Source organism: Streptomyces sp. NBC_01450 (assembly GCF_036227505.1).
Lineage (GTDB): Bacteria > Actinomycetota > Actinomycetes > Streptomycetales > Streptomycetaceae > Streptomyces.
Genome location: NZ_CP109480.1, coordinates 7830748 through 7850031, shown reverse-complemented (window position 1 = coordinate 7850031; position 19284 = coordinate 7830748). Strand labels below are relative to the sequence as shown.

Annotated in this window: 15 protein-coding genes; 10 read left to right on the top strand and 5 right to left on the bottom strand. The window is 68.4% G+C overall.

The window, feature by feature from the left end:
* The first annotated feature begins 49 nt into the window (after positions 1 to 49).
* Entirely contained in the window at positions 50 to 910 is an 861-nt protein-coding gene (locus OG568_RS34875; RefSeq protein ID WP_329534442.1) for a helix-turn-helix domain-containing protein, read from the top strand.
* Between the two features lie 10 nt (positions 911 to 920).
* Here the strand turns inward: OG568_RS34875 and OG568_RS34870 are convergent, their stop codons facing one another.
* Positions 921 to 2288, bottom strand: a complete 1368-nt coding sequence (locus OG568_RS34870; protein ID WP_329534441.1) for a carboxypeptidase-like regulatory domain-containing protein — start codon at positions 2286 to 2288, stop codon at positions 921 to 923.
* Positions 2289 to 2545: 257 nt separating this feature from the next.
* Between OG568_RS34870 and OG568_RS34865 the strand changes: the two genes are divergently transcribed.
* The 7 genes from OG568_RS34865 to OG568_RS34835 all read left to right on the top strand — a co-directional run bounded on the left by OG568_RS34865 (position 2546) and on the right by OG568_RS34835 (position 13729).
* Complete coding sequence (locus tag OG568_RS34865; RefSeq protein ID WP_329534440.1) at positions 2546 to 3115, top strand: TetR family transcriptional regulator; 570 nt, start codon at positions 2546 to 2548, stop codon at positions 3113 to 3115.
* Between the two features lie 655 nt (positions 3116 to 3770).
* The gene (locus tag OG568_RS34860; RefSeq protein WP_266414431.1) at positions 3771 to 4121 is read left to right on the top strand and encodes a type II toxin-antitoxin system Phd/YefM family antitoxin; all 351 of its coding nucleotides are present in this window, start codon (positions 3771 to 3773) and stop codon (positions 4119 to 4121) included.
* Positions 4118 to 4690 (top strand): Fic/DOC family protein, encoded by a 573-nt coding sequence (locus tag OG568_RS34855; RefSeq protein ID WP_329534439.1) that lies wholly within the window; start codon positions 4118 to 4120, stop codon positions 4688 to 4690. The genes OG568_RS34860 and OG568_RS34855 overlap by 4 nt, the downstream gene beginning before the upstream one ends.
* 633 nt (positions 4691 to 5323) lie before the next feature.
* The gene (locus OG568_RS34850; protein ID WP_329534438.1) at positions 5324 to 9004 is read left to right on the top strand and encodes a type I restriction endonuclease subunit R; all 3681 of its coding nucleotides are present in this window, start codon (positions 5324 to 5326) and stop codon (positions 9002 to 9004) included.
* Positions 9001 to 10422: a restriction endonuclease subunit S gene (locus tag OG568_RS34845; RefSeq protein WP_329534437.1), complete on the top strand. Its 1422-nt coding sequence runs from the start codon at positions 9001 to 9003 to the stop codon at positions 10420 to 10422. Before OG568_RS34850 ends, OG568_RS34845 begins: the two co-directional genes overlap by 4 nt.
* Positions 10419 to 12044: a class I SAM-dependent DNA methyltransferase gene (locus OG568_RS34840; protein ID WP_329534436.1), complete on the top strand. Its 1626-nt coding sequence runs from the start codon at positions 10419 to 10421 to the stop codon at positions 12042 to 12044. Before OG568_RS34845 ends, OG568_RS34840 begins: the two co-directional genes overlap by 4 nt.
* A gap of 158 nt (positions 12045 to 12202) precedes the next feature.
* Positions 12203 to 13729, top strand: coding sequence for an HsdM family class I SAM-dependent methyltransferase (locus OG568_RS34835; RefSeq protein WP_329534435.1), 1527 nt, complete (start codon positions 12203 to 12205; stop codon positions 13727 to 13729).
* A 138-nt stretch (positions 13730 to 13867) separates the two neighbouring features.
* On the opposite strand, the gene OG568_RS34830 is transcribed toward OG568_RS34835, so the two are convergent.
* Both OG568_RS34830 and OG568_RS34825 read right to left on the bottom strand, forming a co-directional pair.
* Entirely contained in the window at positions 13868 to 14461 is a 594-nt protein-coding gene (locus OG568_RS34830; RefSeq protein WP_329534434.1) for a Uma2 family endonuclease, read from the bottom strand.
* A gap of 47 nt (positions 14462 to 14508) precedes the next feature.
* Positions 14509 to 15276 carry an ATP-binding protein gene (locus OG568_RS34825; protein ID WP_329534433.1) on the bottom strand — a complete coding sequence of 256 codons (768 nt, stop codon included), beginning with the start codon at positions 15274 to 15276 and terminating at the stop codon, positions 14509 to 14511.
* Between the two features lie 250 nt (positions 15277 to 15526).
* Here OG568_RS34825 and OG568_RS34820 point away from each other — a divergent pair, with 250 nt between their 5' ends.
* On the top strand, positions 15527 to 16411 hold the full coding sequence (locus OG568_RS34820) for a helix-turn-helix domain-containing protein (protein ID WP_329534432.1): 885 nt from the start codon (positions 15527 to 15529) through the stop codon (positions 16409 to 16411).
* Positions 16408 to 16611: a DUF397 domain-containing protein gene (locus OG568_RS34815; protein WP_329534431.1), complete on the top strand. Its 204-nt coding sequence runs from the start codon at positions 16408 to 16410 to the stop codon at positions 16609 to 16611. Before OG568_RS34820 ends, OG568_RS34815 begins: the two co-directional genes overlap by 4 nt.
* 52 nt (positions 16612 to 16663) lie before the next feature.
* On the opposite strand, the gene OG568_RS34810 is transcribed toward OG568_RS34815, so the two are convergent.
* Together OG568_RS34810 and OG568_RS34805 are read right to left on the bottom strand one after the other, a co-directional pair.
* On the bottom strand, positions 16664 to 18808 hold the full coding sequence (locus tag OG568_RS34810; protein ID WP_329534430.1) for a tetratricopeptide repeat protein: 2145 nt from the start codon (positions 18806 to 18808) through the stop codon (positions 16664 to 16666).
* 8 nt (positions 18809 to 18816) lie between these two features.
* Positions 18817 to 19227 carry a hypothetical protein gene (locus OG568_RS34805; RefSeq protein ID WP_329534429.1) on the bottom strand — a complete coding sequence of 137 codons (411 nt, stop codon included), beginning with the start codon at positions 19225 to 19227 and terminating at the stop codon, positions 18817 to 18819.
* Positions 19228 to 19284 lie beyond the last annotated feature (57 nt).

Below are 19284 nucleotides of genomic sequence, written 5' to 3'. Positions count from 1 at the left end.
CTTCCCGGACGCCACCCGGGTTCCTGTGAAAGTTGCGAAAATAGGGGCCATGACGCGCAACACATCCACCGAACTGGGCGAATTCCTCAAGGCCCGGCGCGCGGAGCTCAGCCCCCGTTCCGTGGGGCTGCCCGGCGGTGCCGTGCGGCGGGTGCCGGGTCTGCGCCGGGAGGAGGTCGCCATGCTGGCCGCGATCAGCACCGACTACTACGCCCGCCTGGAACAGGGCCGCATCCAGGCGTCCGAGCCCGTCCTGGACGCCGTCGCCCGCGTCCTGGACCTGGACGAGGACCAGCGCGCGTACGTGTTCGAACTGGCCGGCAAGGAACCCGCGCGCCCGTGCCCGCAAGCCGTACAGACGGTCCAGCCGCAGTTACGGCGACTGCTCGACGACCTCGGCTCCCTCCCCGCCATGGTCCTGGGCCGCCAGATGGACGTACTGGCGTGGAACCCACTGGCCGCCGCCCTGGTGGGCGACTTCGCCCAGATCCCGGCCGAGGAACGCAACTACGCCCGGATGATCTTCTCCCCCGCCATGCGAAAGCTGTACGCGGACTGGGAGAGCACGGCCCGCACCGCGGTCGCCCAACTCCGCATGGAGGCTGCCCACAACGCCGGCTCCCCCCGTCTCACCACCCTCGTGAACGACCTGTCCGCGCAGGACCCCGACTTCCGCCGCTGGTGGGCCGCCCACCACGTGGCCGCCCGCACCATCGCCGCCAGGACCCTCAACCATCCGATCGCCGGCGAGCTCGTCCTCGATTGGGACACCCTCACCGCCACCACCGACCCCGACCAACAACTCGTCATCTGGACCGCGGCCCCCGACACCCCCACCCACGAGGGCCTGCGTTTCCTCGCCTCTTGGGCGGCGGACAACCACGAGGCCGGCCGCCGCGCCTCGGGCTGACCGCACCCCCCTACCCGCGAGAGGACGCCTCGACCGACCGGTCGTGCAGGATCGCGTCGGCCCGGGCCACCGCGCCGAAGTGCAGCAGCACCTGGTGGACCACCGGCTTCCGGCCGACGGACGAGACCACCAGGCTGATATATCCCTCGGGCAGACCGGTCACGGCATAGTCGCCCCGCGCGTTCGTCGTGGTGTGCACCAACTGTCGGCCGTTGGTGTCCATGACGGTCACCGCGGCATGCTGGACGGGCTGTTGCGCACCGTCGCGGACCGTGCCCACCAGCATCGGCACCAGCTCGCCGAAGTGGTGGTGGTGGACCGGAAGCGCGGTGGGCGTGGGCGCCTCGAGGGACGGGTCCTCCACCGGCGGCTCCTCGACGTCCTCCTGCTCATCCTCCGAGACCGGGCGTGCGGCCATACGGTGGTGCCGCCATGTGTCGAGGCCCAGCAGGGCGAGACCCGCCGCGAGCCACGCGCACAGCACGAGGACGGGCTTGAGCACCCCCGCACCGTCGAAGTACAGGACTCCTCGCAGGGCGTCCACGCCGTTGGCCAGCGGCATGACGGCGTGCAGGCCCCGGAAGAACGTCGGCAGCAGCGGGGCGGCGGTCAGACCGCTGACGGGAACGCTCAGCACGATGAACAGAGTCATCCCCACCGCGGGGAGGAACTGCTTGGTGAAAGGCGCCAGGCCGGAGGAGACCGTGGCCACCGCCGTGGTGAGCAAGAAGCCGATCGCCATGGCCGAGGGCTCGTTGGGGAGGTAGTCCAGCCCCACGCCGATGAGGAAGCCCACGGCGCTGAAGACGGCAGCCGCGCCCGCGATCGTCAGCAGTCTCTTGCGACGGTTGAAGGTCACCGCCCGCAGCAGGGTCGTCGCGAGTATGTAGCCGGGGACGCTCCAGGCGACACCGAAGTAGACGACGACCGTGCCGTTCTGGTCCTTGCTCGCGGGGGGCGCCACCTCCGTGACCGTGAGCGTCTGGTGGTTGTGCGCCGCGAGCGCGGTGAAGCCCTTGGTCAGAGCCTGCTCGAGGGACATCCCGTTGGCCTTGGACACGTACAGCACACTCTGCCGGGGCCCGGCGACGTAGCCCGCCACGGCGTCCCGGTCCAGCACCGCCTGGCGGGCTCCTCGGGCGTCCGCCACGGCGGTGACATCGAACCCACCGGGATGCTGCTGCCGCAGAGCGGCGTCGACCTTGCGTTCCACCGCGGAGTGCGCGACCACGATCTTCGCATGGTGAGGCTGAGGCGCGTGCAGGGCCGTGGAGAAGGAGAGCAGAAGCCCGAGGAACAGCACCAGCGGAAACATCACGGCCTCGGCCAGAGTCCTGACCAGGCGTATGCCGTCAGGGCGCTCGATCTGGTCGGTCACCGACCCACCCCTTGGCCGCCACGGTGATCCGCGCCGTACCGCTCGCGGGACACGCCGCCGACCGGATGGACCGCGGGATCAAGTCCTCCGACCTCGCCTCCCGCAACCCTCACTCCCGATGCAACCAGCTTCACGGCGCCCCTCCCCATTGCTCGCACCCGGCCATCCCCATGGCGTCGGCGCTCTTTCGTTAACGTACCGATCGGCACAACTACGCCTGATGGACCCTATGTGTACCGGCCGGTACAGTCAAAACCGTGCCTCGCCCCATCAATGCCGAAAAGCGTGCCGAGCTGCTGCAGCAGGTCGTGCACTCCCTCCAGCAGCACGGCCTCGCCCAGATGTCGCTGAGCCCGCTCGCCGAGTCGATCGGCACCACCAAGCGCATGCTTTTGTACTATTTCGGCAGCCGCGAGAATCTGCTGACCCAGGCGCTGGCCGCCAACCGTCCCGACGCCCACGCGATGTTCGACGACGTCCACGACACCGCCGGCCTGCGCAGGGCCGCCCACACCCTGTGGGAAGCGATGACCGTCGGGGAGCAGTCCGTGGCGATCCGCATGCTGCTGCAGCTGCTCAGCCTGGCCACCACCGATCCGGAGCAGTACGGCAACCTCGCCGCCGAGACGGTGGAGGTCATGGTCGCCCCGATAGCCGCCGCCTACGTCCGGCTGGGCCACCCGCCGCAGCGGGCTCGCGCACGGGCCACGCTCCTCGTCTCCGGCCTGCGCGGGTTGTGCCAGGACCGCCTGGTCACCCACGACATCGCCCGCACGGACGCGGCCGCCCACCTGCTCATCGAGGGCGCGGTCGACGCGACGGACTGACGCGCGCAGGGTCGCGTTGGACGGCGGGTCAGCCGTTGGAGTGCGGGGGTCGTCCTGTCGTAGGCATCGACTGCCGCGCCGACCGAGCACAACACCCCGGTGGGGCACTGAGCCATGGCCGCCGTCCGGCAAGGTCGTGTGGGCGGAGATCGGTCCGCCCCACCCTGTGCCCACTGCTTCCGCGTCCGGCGCTCAGCCCTCTCGCGCGCACGTTCACGGAACTCCCGGGGGCTCCCAGTCGGCAGCGGCAACCGCGCACCCACGGGAAAGGCCCCGCGCAGGCCATAAGACCTGCTCAGGGCCCAGCCGGCAGACGAGTCGGGCTGTACGCCGGGGAGAGTCACCACAGCGCTATGACCTGCGCAGGCGCACAGGAAGGACGTTTCCGTGGCTACCTTGATGGCTACGCAAGGCCCGGCGCCCTGCGCCGAGCGGTCCGGACGGGGGCTTGGTCGTTCTCGGAGGGGCCGGTTCTGGTGGCCACCGCGGCGGACGGCATCGCCGCCGACATGGGCGAGGACCTCGCAGTCTCGGCTGGTGGCAGCCTCAGGGACGGGGTCAGGGACACCTCCAGGACCGCCCAGGGCGGGACACTCACCGGAATCCGTACTAGAATCTGTACAGAATCAAGCCTCTATATAGGTACGGTGACAGCATGGAGATCCCTGAGGTCGTGACCGTCAGCGACGCGCGCGCGAGACTGTCGCGGATCCTGACCGACCTGTCGGAGTCCGGCGCGGACGCCAGCCCGGTCCTGATCGGCGCCCACCGCAAGCCCCAGGGCGTCCTCCTGTCCATCGAGGCATTCGAGGCCCTGAGCGACCGAGCGGCACGACGTGCAGCCGTCGCCTCGGCCACCGGCTCCATCGAGGCCGAGGGGCTCCATGCCTCCCATGCCTCCGATCGCGACACCGAGGCGTACGTGAAGGGCGACCTCGACGCGGACACCCTTGTCGCCCGCGCGATCGCCCGCCACCGACAGACGTCGGAGCGGCAGGCAGGGTGAACGATCCGTACGCCATGCCCAACGGCGTGCTGCGCAACAAGCTCGGCATCACCGACCATCAGCTGCTCGCGGCAGCGGAGGCGGACATCACCCGGGCGCGCCTCGTCATGCTCGCCGAACGCCCCCTACCCGGCGCGTACGACCTCGGCCACCTCCAAGCGTTCCATGCCGCGGTCTTCAGTGACATCTATCCATGGGCAGGCGAGTTACGCACCGTGAACATCGCCAAGCGCACACCGTTCTGCCCCGCGAGAAACCTGGTGCCCTACGCCGGAGAGGTCTTCGGCCGTCTCGCCTCCTCCGGTTGGCTTCAGAATCTCCCCCGGCAGGAATTCGTCATCCAACTGGCAACGTTGTACGGCGACCTGAACGTCCTCCACCCGTTCCGCGAGGGCAACGGCCGTACCCAGCGGGCGTTCCTTGCCCAACTGAGCACCGCCGCGGGATACGCCCTGAACTGGTCAAGCATGGACCCTCAACGCAACGAGGACGCCTCGGTGAAGAGCTTCCTCGGTGACAACAATCTGTTGGAGCAGCTACTCGACGAGCTCATCACCACCGCTGGGTGACGCCGCCGTCTCCCGGCCGGCAGGCGCGGTGCCTGCTGTTTGGCGCGTGTCAGGCCAAAATAGGGTGCGCCGGTTCCGTGACCAGGCCCCTCCCGCTCTACAGCCGGTAGACGATCTCCCCGTCGAAATCGGCGAAGCCGAGCTCCCGGTAGAAGGAACTGCATCTGGAGCCAGACGACCCCGAATGCGACACCCCGACTCACCAAGCTGAGCAAGCCGCGTAGGCCGGGTCAAGGGCGCACCCTCGGGCCGTGCCGTACGCGGCCCACGCCGCTGGAGACGTGGACGGCCCGAATGCCGTCAGGGTGGTCTCAGTTCAGCTCGTCCCAGCCGCTCCCAGGCGGTGGCCACGTTCTAGCCGTGGACAGTCTGCGCTTGCTTGGAGTCCACGTCGCGAGCTCCTGTGCTACCGCGGATGAGGCCGGACTACGGGCTGGACACCGTGATGAAGTTCACCCTTGATCATAGGTAGCGTCCTTACGCAGAGGTGAGGTCTTGCTGCGAGAAGGTCCGGGCTTCCGGTCAGCCACCCGCGACGGCGAAACGCCTGGCGCCTGAAGACCCCCGGCGCTAGGCTCAATGATCCCTTCAGTGCACTTCGTACAGCAGCCCAGGAAGAGCGGTACCCCTCTGATGAGCGCAGGTGGCGCGGCACAGACGCCGGACCCCAGACTCGCCGAACTCGCCCGCACATCACGCAACTTCGGGTTCCTGTACGACCATCTGCCGCTGCTTGTCGCCTACGGCTCGGGCGCCGAGGCCAACGTGTTCACCGACCCGAACACGTCACTCATCAAGTCCCGGCAGTTCGGTGAGGCCCTCGCTTCCGATCTGGTGCGCCGCGGTCGCGTCCAGTTCACCGGGACCAAGCAGATCGATCGCCTGGCCGCCCTCGACAGGGAAGGCTATCTGCACGGCAACGTAGGACCGGCCTTCCACGAGGTTCGCGTGCTCGGCAACAAGGCCAACCACGACGACTACGACGACCCGGACGACGCCTTCCGAGCCCTGCGAACCTGCCACCGGCTCGGCGTCTGGTACCACCGTCTGATCACCGGCTCCCGGGAACAGCGGACCTTCGTTCCGCCGGACCCGGCCCGGACACCTGCCGCCCAGAACTTGGCCCTGCGCGCGCAAGTGGAAGAGACACGGCGTGCGCTGGAGGAGGCCCGTCTCACGTTTGAGGGCAAGGCATCCCAGGCACAGGCAGAGCAGGCCGCCCGCCTCGCGGCGGAGCAGGAACTCGCCGACGCCGCGGCGGAGCGCGAGGAACTGGCCCGCCGAGTTGCCGCCATGCACGATCGGCTCACGGCGCTCCAGCAAGCCCAGTCCGCAGCCGACGCCCGGCTGCTGCGCGAGCAGGTCACGAGCCCCGCCGCCGCGTCCGAGGCCGTCGCCGAGCGCGCCCGTCTCCTGGAGAACGCCGAGCAGGCGGCCCGCGAGCCCCTCACCGAGGCACAGGTGCGCACCCGCCTCGACCAGATGCTCGCCGAGGCGGGCTGGAGCGTCCAGGACGCGGGCGGCAGCCTCAACCTGTACGTGCAGGGCGACCGGCGCGGCAGCGGTGTCGCCGTCCGCGAGACGACCACCGCCACGGGCCGCGCCGACTACGCCCTGTACGTGGAGCGCAAGCTCGTGGGCGTGATCGAGGCCAAACGCGAGGGCGCCGACCTGACGGCCGCCGAGGCGCAGGCCGACCGGTACGCCGACCACCCCACTGAGGCACAGCAGCGCCTGATCGCCTGGCGTACCCCGCTGCCGTTCCGCTACGTCTCGGACGGCGGCGAGACGCGGTTCCGCAACACCCTCGACCCCGACTCGCGCAGCAGGCGGATCTTCTCCTTCCACCAGCCCCGCACCCTGGCCCGCTGGATCCGCCAGGCCGATCAGGACCCCCAGGCCCCCTCCTACCGCGCCCGGCTGCGCCTGCGCATGCCCGAACTGGACGAACGCCCGCTGCGCCCCGCCCAGATCAAGGCGGTGCTCGGCGTGGAGAAGTCCGTCGCCCTGGGCAAGGGCCAGCAGGGCACGGGCCAGTCCCGCTCCCTGGTCCAGATGGCGACCGGCGCCGGCAAGACGTACACGGCGGTCACCTTCTCGTACCGGATGCTCAAGTACGCGCAGGCCGAGCGGGTCCTGTTCCTGGTGGACCGCAACAACCTGGGCGCCCAGGCGCAGAACGAGTTCGAGAACTTCACCACACCCGACACCAACCGCACCTTCGCCGACCTGTTCAACGTGCAGCGCCTCGGCGCCGACGGCATGAACCCCTCCGCGAAGGTCGTCGTCTCCACCGTGCAGCGCCTGTACATGGAGCTGACGGGTGCGACCGTCCCCTCCACTCCGGGCGAGGACGGCGAGGAGGAGTACTCGTACGACACCCCGGGCGAGATCTCGGTCGGCTACAACCCCGGCATCCCGCCCGAGTCGTTCGACCTGATCGTCGTCGACGAGTGCCACCGCTCCATCTACGGCAAGTGGCGTTCCGTCCTGGAGTACTTCGACGCGCCCGTGGTCGGCCTCACCGCGACCCCCGTCGCCCAGACGTTCGGCTACTTCAACGGCAACCTGGTCAGCGAGTACACCTACCCGGAGGCAGTCGCCGACGGCGTCAACGTCGACTTCCAGGTGTACGAGATCGTGACGCGGATAACGGGCGAAGGCGGAGTCATCGCGCGGGGCGTCATCCCGGTCCGCGACCGCCGCACCCGACGCCAGCGCTACGAGGACTTCGACGAGGACGTCTCCTACGGCGCGACGGAAGTCGGCGTCGGCGTGATCAGCAAGGACCAGCTACGCACGGTCATACAGACCTTCCGCGAGCGCCTGTTCACGGAGATCTTCCCCGCGCGCGCGAAACGCGACCAGGAGACCGGCGAACTGCTCTGGGACGAGATGTACGTCCCCAAGACCCTGATCTTCGCCAAGAACGACAACCACGCCGAGGAGATCGTCGAGGTCGTCCGTGACGTCTTCGGTAAGGGCAACGACTTCTGCGCCAAGATCACCCACGCGGCGAAGAAGCCGGCGGAACGGCTGTCCGACTTCCGTAACCTGCCGCAGCTGCGCATCGCCGTCACCGTGGACATGATCGCCACGGGCACGGACGTCAAACCGCTCGAATGCCTGCTCTTCCTGCGGGACGTCAAGAGCTGGGCCTACTTCGAGCAGATGAAGGGCCGCGGCGCCCGCACCCTCTCCCTCACCGAGTTCGAGCGCGTCACCCCGGGCGTCGGCCCCAAGACGCACTTCGTGATCGTCGACGCGGTCGGTGTGACCCGGAAGCCGAAGGTGGACGCCGGTCCGCTGGAGCAGCACACGGAGAAGGACCTCAACCTGGAGAAACTCCTCCGCCTCACCGCCCGGGGCGTCGCGGAGGACACCCACATCTCCACCCTCGCCTCCCGTCTGGCCAAGCTCGACCTCCAGATGACCGACGACGAGCGCGCCGAGATCGAGGGCCTCACCGGCGGCGTCCCGCTGAAGCACATCGTCCACAAGATGGTCGACGCCGTCTCGATCGACGAACAGGGCAAGACCCGCGAGGCCGCCGAACGCCTGGGCCTCGACCCCGACCGAGCCGTGAAGGACGTGACCGAACGGGCCCTGCGCCCGCTGGCATCGAACCCCGAGCTGCGCACCCGACTGCTGGAGATGCGCCGCGCGAAGGACATCCTCTACGACGAGACCAGCCGCGACGCCCTCGTCTCGGCCGGCGCGGTCCCGGAGGACGAGTCGACGGCGCGCGAGACCGTCCGCGACTGGCAGGCGTACGTCAAGGACCACCGGGACGAGATGGCGGTGCTCGCCATCGCCTTCTCGGCCCAGTCTCCGGTACCGCCGCGTGAGGCTCTGCGGCGCCTGAAGGACCTGGCGCGAGCCGTGGCCCGCCCGCCGCGCGCCTGGACGGCGGACAAGCTGTGGCGGTCGTACGAGCAGGTGGGCGAGGCCGTGACGGCGAACCGTTCCGCCGCCCGCACGGCGGCCGACCTGCTGGCCCTGCTGCGGTACGAACTGGAGGGCGGCGCGGACGGGGGCGCCACCCCGCCGCGCCCGCACGCGGAGGCGGTGGAGGAGCGGTACGCAGCCTGGCTGACCAGGCAGGATCAGGCGGGCGTGGCCTTCACGGACACCGAACGGTGGTGGCTCGACCGCATCGCCGAGGCCACGATCCAGCGTGTACGCTTCGACACCGCCGACCTCGACTACGCCCCGTTCACGAAGATGAACGGCACGGACGGATTCCTCGCGGAATTCGGCGAGGAGCGGGCGGAAGAGATCCTCGACGAACTGGACAGGGAGCTGGGCGCGTGACGCTGGGGCTGGGGCTGGGTTCGGATTCCGGTGACGGCGGCGAGGAGCTTCCGGGCCGGGTTGGCGGGGAGTTGCCTGGGGGGTGGGTTCGGGCAACGTTGGGGGAACTCGGCGTGGAAGTCCAGCCAGGCTTCGCGAGCGGTAAACACAATCGCGACGGTGACGGCATCGTGCATCTTCGGCCGATGAACATCACGCGCAACGGTGTCATCGACTTGTCGGACGCACGGTACGTGAATGACGAGTCGGACCGGCGAGTGGAGTACGGCGACGTCCTCTTCAACAACACGAACAGTCCTGCGCTTGTGGGGAAGACGGCTTGGGTCGACTCTCTTGAGCCGGTCGCGTTCTCGAATCACATGACTCGGTTGCGGGGGCCGGAGGGCCTGGACAGTAAGTTCCTGGCCAGGCAGCTTCACCATTTTTGGTCCACTGGCTATTTCAAGACGGTACTCAACAACCACGTCAACCAGGCGAGCGTATCCCGAAGAGTACTGCTTGACACGGAGATCGTGGTTCCACCGCTTGCGGAACAGCTGCACATCGTGGCCGAGATTGATCTACAGATCAGTCATATCGAGGCAGGCGAAGAGGCCCTGCAGGTCGGACTGCAAAAGGTTGACGAGTTCCGCAAGTCAGTCATCTGCTCAGCAATTCCTACTCCTCTTCCTGATGACTGGTCTGAAGTAACCGTCGAGGAAGCCGGAAAGATCGATCTAGGGCGTCAGCGACACCCATCCTGGCATACCGGGCCAGAGATGAAGCCCTACCTGCGTGTCGCCAATGTCTTCGAAGATCGCATCGACATCTCCGACGTGAAAGCGATGGACTTCTCCGACACAGGAGACAGATACACCCTGAAAGACGGCGACGTACTCCTCAACGAAGGGCAGAGCCCTCACCTTCTTGGACGTCCAGCGATCTACCGCGGCATCCCCGAGGGGGCAGCCTTCCAGAACACCCTTCTTCGATTTCGCCCGAACTCCTGGGTAACTTCCGAATGGGCACTACTCGTTTTTCGTCGACACATGCATACAGGAAGATTCACAAAAGAGTCGCGCATTACGACTAATATCGCGCACCTCTCAGCTGCACGCCTGAAGACTGTCGAGTTTCCGTACCCACCTGTGGACAAGCAGGAGATGATCGTCAAGCAAGTCCGACGCCAGTTGGAAGACGCGGACAGGATGGATGCTGAGCTGCGAATCGTGACTACAGGGTCCGGCGAACTCCGCGCCGCCCTCCTCCACGCCGCCTTCACCGGTGCTCTCGTCCCCCAGGACCCCGCCGACGAGCCTGCCTCCGCCCTGCTCGACCGCATCCGCGCCGCTCGCGCGACCGCGAAAGCGGCACCCCGCAAGCGCACCACGCGCAAACCGCGCCCCGCCCCGCCCGGTCAGGGAGAACTGCCCGAATGAGCACCACCCCCGCCCTCATGAACAGCGCCACCACCCCAGCCCCCCGCCGCTCCGCCGGAGAGACGACCTCGACGCTCGTCAACCGCCTCTGGTCGTACTGCGAGCTGCTGCGCCACTCCGGCGTCTCCACCCTCGACTACGTCGAGCAGCTGACGTACCTCCTCTTCCTGAAGATGGCGGACGAGCGCGCCAACCGCCCGGCCAGGTTCCGCAAGAACATGCCGGAGGAGGCACTCGTCCCGCCGGGCCTGGACTGGCCGAGCCTCACCAGCCGGTCGGCCGAGGATCTGGTGGACCACTACGAGCACGTCCTGCGGGAACTGGGCCGCTACGGCGGCACGATGCTCGGCGAAGTGTTCACGAAGGCGCAGAACAAGATCCACGAGCCCGCCGTCCTGGAACGTCTCATCAAGGACCTGATCGACCCGTACATCTGGACCCGCGAGAACCAGGATCTCAAGGGCGACGCCTACGAGGGCCTGCTCCAGCGCGGCGCCGAGGACCGCAAGACGGGCGCCGGCCAGTACTTCACGCCCCGCCCGCTCATCGACGCCATGGTCGACTGCCTGCAACCACGTCCCGGCGAGTCGATCACCGACCCCGCCTGCGGCACCGGCGGCTTCCTCATCGCCGCGCACGCCCACATCGTCGAGCGTTACGAGGAGCAGCTGTACGGCGACGAGGCCCGCAAGCTCCAGACGGGTGCCATCACCGGCTACGAACTGGTCCGGGAGACAGCCCGGCTGGCCCTGATGAACATGCTGCTGCACGGCATCGGCACGTCTGAGGCCCGCCCGCTGATCACCATCCAGGACTCGTTGGCGAAGCCGCCGCACAAGTTCTACGACATCGTGCTCGCCAACCCGCCCTTCGGCGTCGGCTCGGTCACCGGCGAGGCGTACACCTCCCGCAAGGACTTCTGGACGCAGACCACGAACAAGCAGCTCAACTTCGTCCAGCACATCTACACCCTGCTGAAGACGAACGGCCGGGCCGCCCTGGTCCTCCCCGACAACGTGCTGTTCGAGGGCGGCGCGGGCGCGGAGATCCGCCGCCGTCTGCTGGAACTGACCAACGTCCACACCCTGCTGCGCCTGCCCACCGGCATCTTCTACGCCAACGGCGTCAAGGCGAACGTCCTGTTCTTCGACAAGCGCCCGCCCCGCCCCGGCGGCAAGCCCGCGACCAAGCAGCTCTGGGTCTACGACTTCCGCACCGACCAGCGCTTCACGCTCAAGCAGCGCGCCCTGCGCCGCGAGCACCTCGACGAGTTCGTGGCCGCCTACCACTCGGGCGGCACGGACTACTCGGCCCGAAAGCCAAGTGAGCACTTCCGCGCATACGAGTACGATGAACTGATCGCCCGTGACAAGGTCAACCTCGACCTGACGGTCCTCCAGTCGGCCTCCGCTTCCTCCGCATTGCTCGCGCCACCGGACGTGATCGCCCAGGAGATCGTGGAGGACCTTGAAACGGCCCTGGCCGAATTCACCGCCGTAGCACAGGCGTTGAAGAAGGCCGCGAACGCCAGGGCGGCTGACGGCTCCACCGGCACCATCACCAGCACCACCAGCGCTCCCGAAGACGGCACCACGGACGACAGCACACCCCAGGAGCGGTAACCCGGCCTCCCTCCCAGCCGAGCCTCACACGGGCTCCGGTGGCCCCGAGGGCCTGCCGGAGCCCGCTCCCGGTAACGGAAGGCATGGCCCCTGTATCCGTGCGGACGGCAGGGACACGGACGGCCAGGCCAGGGACTCACACAGGGACTGGATGACACATGGCCAACGGGTTCGGTCGAAGCAACGGCGCGGCGGCGGCAACCGTACGACCGGAGAAGCTCTGGGACAGCGACGAGATAGCGGCCCGCTTCTGGAAGTTCTACCGCGAGGAGACCAGCACCCGGGCCATCACCCGCCTCCAGTTCGTGGAGCACGTCGGCTATCTGCTGTTCCTCAAGCTGGACCACGAGCGCGCCCAGCGTTCGGCCCGCTTCGCGCACCCGCCCGTCGCGCCCGCCGGCGCCTGGCCGGACCTCGCGCTGCTCAGCGGTGACGCCCTACACACCGGGCTGACCGCGCTCATGGACGATCTCGGAGACCAGAGCCTCACCGGCCGTCCCGACCGGCAGACCGCGAGCGTCGTCTTCCGCGACGCCCAGCCCTGGGACCTCGACCGCATGGCCGAGCTGAACAAACTGATCGTCGAGCAGATCGACCCCTACCAGTGGCTGACGGTCCGCCAGGCCGAGCTGGGCGGCGCCTTCTCACGGATGCTGCGCGACTGCAGCGACGACATCGACCTCAAGATCGACACCGGTCAGACCCTCACACCCCTCCCCATTGTGAACGCCATCACGAAGGTGCTCGGCGTGGGCCCCGAGGACATTGTGATCGACCCGGCATGCGGTACGGGCACGACGCTCATCGCCGCCTACAACGCCATGCTCGCGGCCAACCGTCAGATGCCGCCGACCGCCCTCGCGGGCGCCGACCTGGACGCGCAGATGTGCCGACTGGCCATGCTCAACATCCTGCTGCACACCGGCCGTCCGTTCGCCGCCCCCGCCCCCGTCCAGCTCGCGGATACACTCAAGCGCCGGAGCCCCGTCGTCCGATCCGTGCCCAGTGTCGTGCCCACCGTGGCCATCTGCAACCCGCCGTTCAAGAGCAACGGTGTCCAGCCCGACGCCACGATGCGCGACGACTTCTGGGCCTACGGGGACTTCCCCACCAACTTCCTCCAACACCTGGCGATCACCCTGCCCCAGGGTGCGCGGGCGGCCGTGTTCGTCCCGGACAATGTCCTCACCCGTGGCGGCGCGGCGGCCACCGTACGTCAGAATCTGTTGAGAAACTGCGATGTTCACACCCTCCTACGGCTCCCGACCGGGCTGTTCCACCGCAAGGGTGTGAAGTCGAACATCCTCTTCTTCACGAAGTCCGCTCCCAAGCCGAACGGCGATCCCGCCACGAAGGACCTGTGGGTGTACGACGCCCGCACGGGTAACCACCACACCGACACCGGAAACCCGGTCACCGAGGCCGACTTCGAGGACTTCATCGCCTCCTGCCTCCCCGAGGGCGGCTTCACCGCACGGACCGAGTCGGCGTCGAAACGTTTCCGTCGCTACCCGGTGGCGGACCTCCTCGCCCGCCCGAAGACTAGCCTCGACCTCAAGGCCCATCTGGCCCCGGAACTCGGCGACTTCGGCTCCCCCAAGGAGATCGCCTCCGAGGTGGCGGACCGCCTCGACGAGGCCGCCGCCCACTTCCGCCAGGTCGCGGAGGCGCTGCCGGGGCAGTGACGCGAAGGCGGGTCGCCGCCGGTAGGGACTCGGTCCGACCGACGACGACCCGCCCACCGGATCACCCCGGTGAAGCAGCCAAGGACTGCTCACTCCCGCGTGCCCTCCCCGCTGTCCCGCGCGGAGAGCGCGCTCCGGTCAGCGGCCCGGTCGCGTCCCGTACAGGCCCAGGCCGACCGTGGACAGATCGCCGCCGAGCTCGGCGGGCAACGGCACCTCTTCGCCGTACTTGCCGTGGACGACGCTCCGGTACTCGCCTTCCCCAGGCCGGCCGAACAGCGACCACGTGCCCGTCCGCGGGTCGACCTGCAGCAGACGAACGACGCCCGCAGCCGCGTACCACGCGGTCTTCTCGTTGATGCCCTTGAGCCGCTCGGTCGGAGAGATGACCTCCACGGCCAGTTCGACCGCATCGGCGTCCAGGAGCCAGCTGTCGTCGTCCTTGAACGCGCGAGGGCCGATGGTCAGATCCGGTGTCGCGTAGTCGTCCGGATCACCAGGCATCGGGACGGACACGTTCTCGAACGCCTCGTACGCGGCCGAAAGCCCGGACCGAACGGCATCGCGCAGGTCGATGATGATCCCGGCGTGCCTGCCGCTCGGGCTGGGGGACATCACGAGTGTTCCTCCGATGATCTCAACACTCATGCCCGTCGCCTGCTCGATGCTCTCCGCGGCCTCGCGCAGGTGCCCACGACGGACGGGAATGGGGTGATGAGCCGGGGTGCCCAAGGTGCCACCTCTCTCCTTGCCTGGCTGGAGCTCCTGCCGGGAGCGTCTCAACACTCACGCGACGTGGATTTCACTGTACGGCGGAGAGGGAGAACAGGTTGGCCCGGCTCACTCCCGGTTGCCTTCTTGATCTCGGCGATGAGGTCGAGCCCTTCCTGCACCGCATCGTCGAAGCCAGGGTCGCTGAAGGCGCGGATGCTGTCCACATACGTCATGATGACGTCGGCGACCCGGTGGAGGTCGGTCGCCGTCGCAGTGTCCAGGGCGCGAGCGAGGTCGGCCTCGAAGCTCTCGGCGTCCCCCGGGAAGCCCCGCCCGTCCCGCAGCGCGGCACGGATGTCAGCCACAGTCCTGAGGTGCGGCGGTCCTGGGTGCGGTGTCTCGGCGCGCTGCGCACTCATATGTCCGCCTCGGGCCGGGGATCCGCTGACGACCACCACGCGCCCGACCGGCGCCGCGATGTCCGGTGCCTTCAGCTCGGCCCACACCGTCTTCCCGATCCCACCCGCGCGCTCCTCAACGCCCCACCTGTGAGCCAGCGCCTCCACGAGCAGCAGCCCGCGCCCGCAGGTCTCCTCGTCACGGGGGACCCGAACTTCGGGTTTGCCCGCGCCCGCGTCGCTGACCTCCAGCCGCAACAGCCCGTCTTCCAGCGATCGCGCGATCCGTACGCCCACCTGCCGGTCGCGCGGCACGGGCACGCGCAGCGCGTTGGTCATCAGCTCGGAGAGCACCAACTTCGCCGATTCCAGGACGTCTTGGCTTACTCCCCAGCCGCCGAGTACGGCATGTAAGACGGCCCGGGACCTCGGCACGCTCTGACGGGACCGGGAGAGTCGAAAGGTGACTTCGTTCGGTGCAGCCATGGCAGCCCCCAGAGGGTCGACGCGCGGCCGGAGCCCCATAGAGACAGCAAGTCGAGCCATGGGACGCCGATGTCCATGGCCAGCAGAATGCACGCGCAGCATCTGAATCTGCAACGTTGCCAACTAGGATGGTCTCAATCTTCCCCCTTTCGAGTTGATGCCGCCCCGGCGCTTCCACAGCTCTGTTAAAGGTGTGAGCATGCTTGCGAAGAGCACCACCCCGAACCCGTCCACTGTGCTCGGCCGTCAACTCGGCGTCGAACTCCGCCGGTTGCGAGAGGCCGCCGGTCTGACCACTGCCCAGGCAGCTGAGGCCCTCGACTGCACCAAGGGCAAGATCAGTCGGATCGAGAACGGTCGGGTGGCTGTACGGCTCCCAGACCTGACCGCGATGCTGCACGCCTACGGAGCGGCGGATCCTGAGCTTCGCGAGCGACTGAGCACTCTGGCCCGCAAGGCCAACCGCCGTCGCAGGCAGGGGTGGTGGAACCAGTACGCTTCCGTCCTCGCCGACACGTATCGCGACTACATCGCGCTGGAAGCCATGGCCGGAGAGATCCGCACGTTCCAGGCCCAATTGGTCCCGGGCCTGCTTCAGACCCCGGACTACATCCGTGCCGTGACAGTGGCCTCACGGCAGTGGCAGACGGCCGACGAGATCGAAAAGTTCGTCCAGGTTCGCCTCGCCCGACAGGAACGACTCGCCAGCGACTCCCCCTTGCGTCTGTGGGCCGTGCTGTCGGAAGCGGTCCTTCTCCAACAGGTCGGCGGCCCCCAGGTGATGCAAGCGCAGTTGGAGCACCTTCTGACCAGCTCCGAGCATCCGCACGTGACCATCCAGGTTCTGCCGTTCTCGCGCGGAGCACACGCGAGTATGTTCGGCCCGTACGTCGTTCTGGGTTTCCCAGAGGAGGCAGCGCTTGACGTGGTGCTGGCGGACAACCCGACCGGCTCCATCTGGCTGGAGCGGGAGACGGAAGTCGCCCGTTACCAAGATCTGTTCGATGCAGCTCGCACGTCCGCGCTCTCTCCGATGGAATCCCGCACCATCATCCGACGCAGGGCCAAGGAGCACAGAACATGAATCGCGCACACCACAGCCCGCCAGACCTGTCGGGCGCGAAGTGGCGCAGCAGTACCTACAGCGGCGGCAACAACGAGTGCATCGAGGTCGCCGACAACCTCCCCGCCCTCGTCCCCGTCCGCGACAGCAAGCGCCCCAGCGGCCCCGCACTCGCCTTCTCCTCGCGCGCCTGGGCTGCCTTCGTCGATCACCTCCGCTGAGAACGGCCCGCCAACGCGCCGAGGTCGGCCCCGGCAGCCGTACATCTGCCCGTCACCCCTCCGCACCAGGCGGGCGCCACCGCCCCGACGTGAACGCGCTCAGCAGTTCCCGGCCGGCAACCGTGAACGGATGGTCGGGCCCCAGGCTGTGTTCCCGTCGGGCCACGACATCCGTCATCAGCTCTGCCCCCGCCTTCACATGGCCGAGCGCGGCCCGGGTGCGGGAGAGGAGTTGCTGGGCCGAGAGCGCAGTCGGGTAGTCGGGGCCGAGGCGTCGGCGGTAGGCCTCGGTGACCTGCCGTATCTCCTGGTCGGCCTCGTCGAAACGGCCCGACAGGTACAGCGCCCAGGCGCGGTTGTGGTGGGCGCCCAAGGTCACCGTGTGATCCGGGCCGAGGAGGCGGTCGCATTCCGAGGGAAGGTCGAGCAGTGCGCCGTCTTCTTCTGCTACGACCTCGGAGGCGGACAGCAGGACCAGCAGGCTGGAGCGGGAGCGCAGGGTCAAAGGGTGCGTGGGGCCCAGCGTCCTGCCTCGGCCGACGACCACGGACCTGAGAAGCGCGAGTGCGTCGTCCTGTCTGCCGAGATTCCCCAGCACGAGCTGAAGGCCATGAGCGCTGTCCAGGGTGTCGGAATCGTCGGCCCCGAACAGACGGTTCTGAGCCGCTCGGACGCGCTCAAGCAGCGCCTCGGCCTCGGCGTATCTACCCAAGCGGAAGAGCGCGCGGCCCGCCCTGGAATGGGCAGCCAGTACGGAACGGTGCTCCGCGCCGAGTTTCCGCTCACCGATGTCCGCTGCGGCTCGGGCGGTCTCCCAGGCGGAGACGTAGTCTCCGGTGCGGTGCAGGGCGACGGCCAGCCTGGTCGCCACGGCCAGCGTGTCCGCCGAGGTCGGCGGGTCGTCGACGCGTCGTAGCAGAGCGAGGGCATGGGGAACGAGCAGACGGAGCAGCGGATCGTGCGGGCCGGCGTCGGGGAGTGCGGGAAAGCCGACGTCGAGCAGGCGGACGGCCGTCGTGTCGAGTACCGGGACCGATGCGGCCGGAGTCGCCGCCGCCACGCTGTCGAGCAGCACCCCGTGGCTCTGTGCGCATCGCGCACCGACGTCGACCAGCTCGGTCAGCGACTGGTCGAGCAGTGCTCTCAGCGCTGCCTCGCAGCGTGCGCGAGGCAGCGCGGCGTCGATCTCGGGTCGGTTGAGCAGAACCAGCGGCAACGGTTCGGGCGCGAAACGGGCCAGCAGTCTCAGCAGCGCGGTCGCCTCGGGCAGCCCTCGTGCCTCGAACGCGTCGAGTGTCAGTTGCCACGTCAGCCCCACCATGTGCCGGGGGTCCTGTGGGGACAAGGCATCGGCTCCTTGGTCGATGAGCCCGACCCGTTCCCTCTCGTCCTCGTCGAGACGGCGGCCGTAGGCCTCCAAGGTCCAGGGATCGAGCACTTGTTGGGAGAGAAAGCCGCCCGCCAGGGTGAGGGCGAGTGGCAGCCTGCCGAGTCGTTCCGCGATCCGCTCCGCCTCCTCCTGGGTACCGCTGTGCGGGGCGAGGTCGCGCAGTACACGCGCGGCGTCCTCACTCGGCAGTACGCCGATGTGCTGTAACTCCGCCCCCGGCCACCAACGGGCGGCCGACCGGCGTGTGGTCACCACAACCGTGCCTCCGGGACTGGTGCGCAGCCAGCTGCCGTCACGGAGGATCTCGGGCTGGTCGGCGTTGTCGAGCACCAGCAGCCAGGGCTGGGCGGAGCGGTCGAGGTAGTGCCAGACGAGATCGGAGGCGGCGCGGAGTCCGTTGCGGGCGGCGAGCAGTTCGCCGTCGCGGGCGCCTCGGTCGGCCGCGACCGCGAGCATGCCGGCGCGCAGACTCGCGCGGTCGGATGCGCTGACCCATAAGCCAACCCTGCCGCACTCGTTGATGGCCGCCTGGAAGAACGTGTAGGCGACCGCGGTCTTGCCGCAACCCCCCATGCCGTACAGCACAAAGGCTTCACCACCTCGTCCCGCCCGTACACCCGCTTTCAGACGGTCCAGCACTTCGACGCGGTCGCGCAGAACGACCGGGGGCCGGCCGACTGCCGGACGGCGAACCGAGTCGGGGCCGCCTGGCGTGGAGGCTTCATCGCCGTAGTGGTGGTGTTCGCTGATGTGCTGGTCACCCGACGCCTGGTAGACACGGCCGCGATCCTCTGCGTGTCCGTCCATCGCGCCCGTCATCGCTGCGCGTTGTGCTGGTCTCGTCCGGCCTGGTAGATCCGGGCCTGGCCCGACGCACTGGCGTGCTGGGTGATCACGGGGCCGGTCGCGCCGCTCGGCTCAAGTTCGTCGAGGAGCACGCGCAGTTCCACAGCGGCGCCCGGGTGGGCCGCGAGCAGCCGCCGGAGCCGTCCCTGCCACTCCAGGTGCAGTTCGCCGAGTGTCTCCCGGTCGTCGGCCTCACCGGCCGCCAGGGCGTCCTCGCGGGTGGCTTCCAACTCCGCGACGACAGCGTCGGCCCGGTGCGGCTGCGCCCGACGCCATAGTTGCGTGATTCCTTCCCGGGTGCGATGCCAGGCGTCGGTTGTCATCAAGGTGACCAGCGTGACTCCCGCGCTCTGCGCGAGTAAAGCTGTCTCCGGGTCCACAGTTCCCCCTGAGCAAGGATTATGCATCTTACGACCATATGCCAAATAGGTAGAATT

Bases quoted from the DNA above. Each gene is read 5' to 3' on its own strand.
- OG568_RS34860 (WP_266414431.1), top strand. From the start codon at position 3,771: ATGGAGATCCCTGAGGTCGTGACCGTCAGCGACGCGCGCGCGAGACTG.
- OG568_RS34875 (WP_329534442.1), top strand. From the start codon at position 50: ATGACGCGCAACACATCCACCGAACTGGGCGAATTCCTCAAGGCCCGG.
- OG568_RS34835 (WP_329534435.1), top strand. From the start codon at position 12,203: ATGGCCAACGGGTTCGGTCGAAGCAACGGCGCGGCGGCGGCAACCGTA.
- OG568_RS34815 (WP_329534431.1), top strand. From the start codon at position 16,408: ATGAATCGCGCACACCACAGCCCGCCAGACCTGTCGGGCGCGAAGTGG.
- OG568_RS34810 (WP_329534430.1), bottom strand. From the start codon at position 18,808: ATGGACGGACACGCAGAGGATCGCGGCCGTGTCTACCAGGCGTCGGGT.
- OG568_RS34840 (WP_329534436.1), top strand. From the start codon at position 10,419: ATGAGCACCACCCCCGCCCTCATGAACAGCGCCACCACCCCAGCCCCC.
- OG568_RS34820 (WP_329534432.1), top strand. From the start codon at position 15,527: ATGCTTGCGAAGAGCACCACCCCGAACCCGTCCACTGTGCTCGGCCGT.
- OG568_RS34850 (WP_329534438.1), top strand. From the start codon at position 5,324: ATGAGCGCAGGTGGCGCGGCACAGACGCCGGACCCCAGACTCGCCGAA.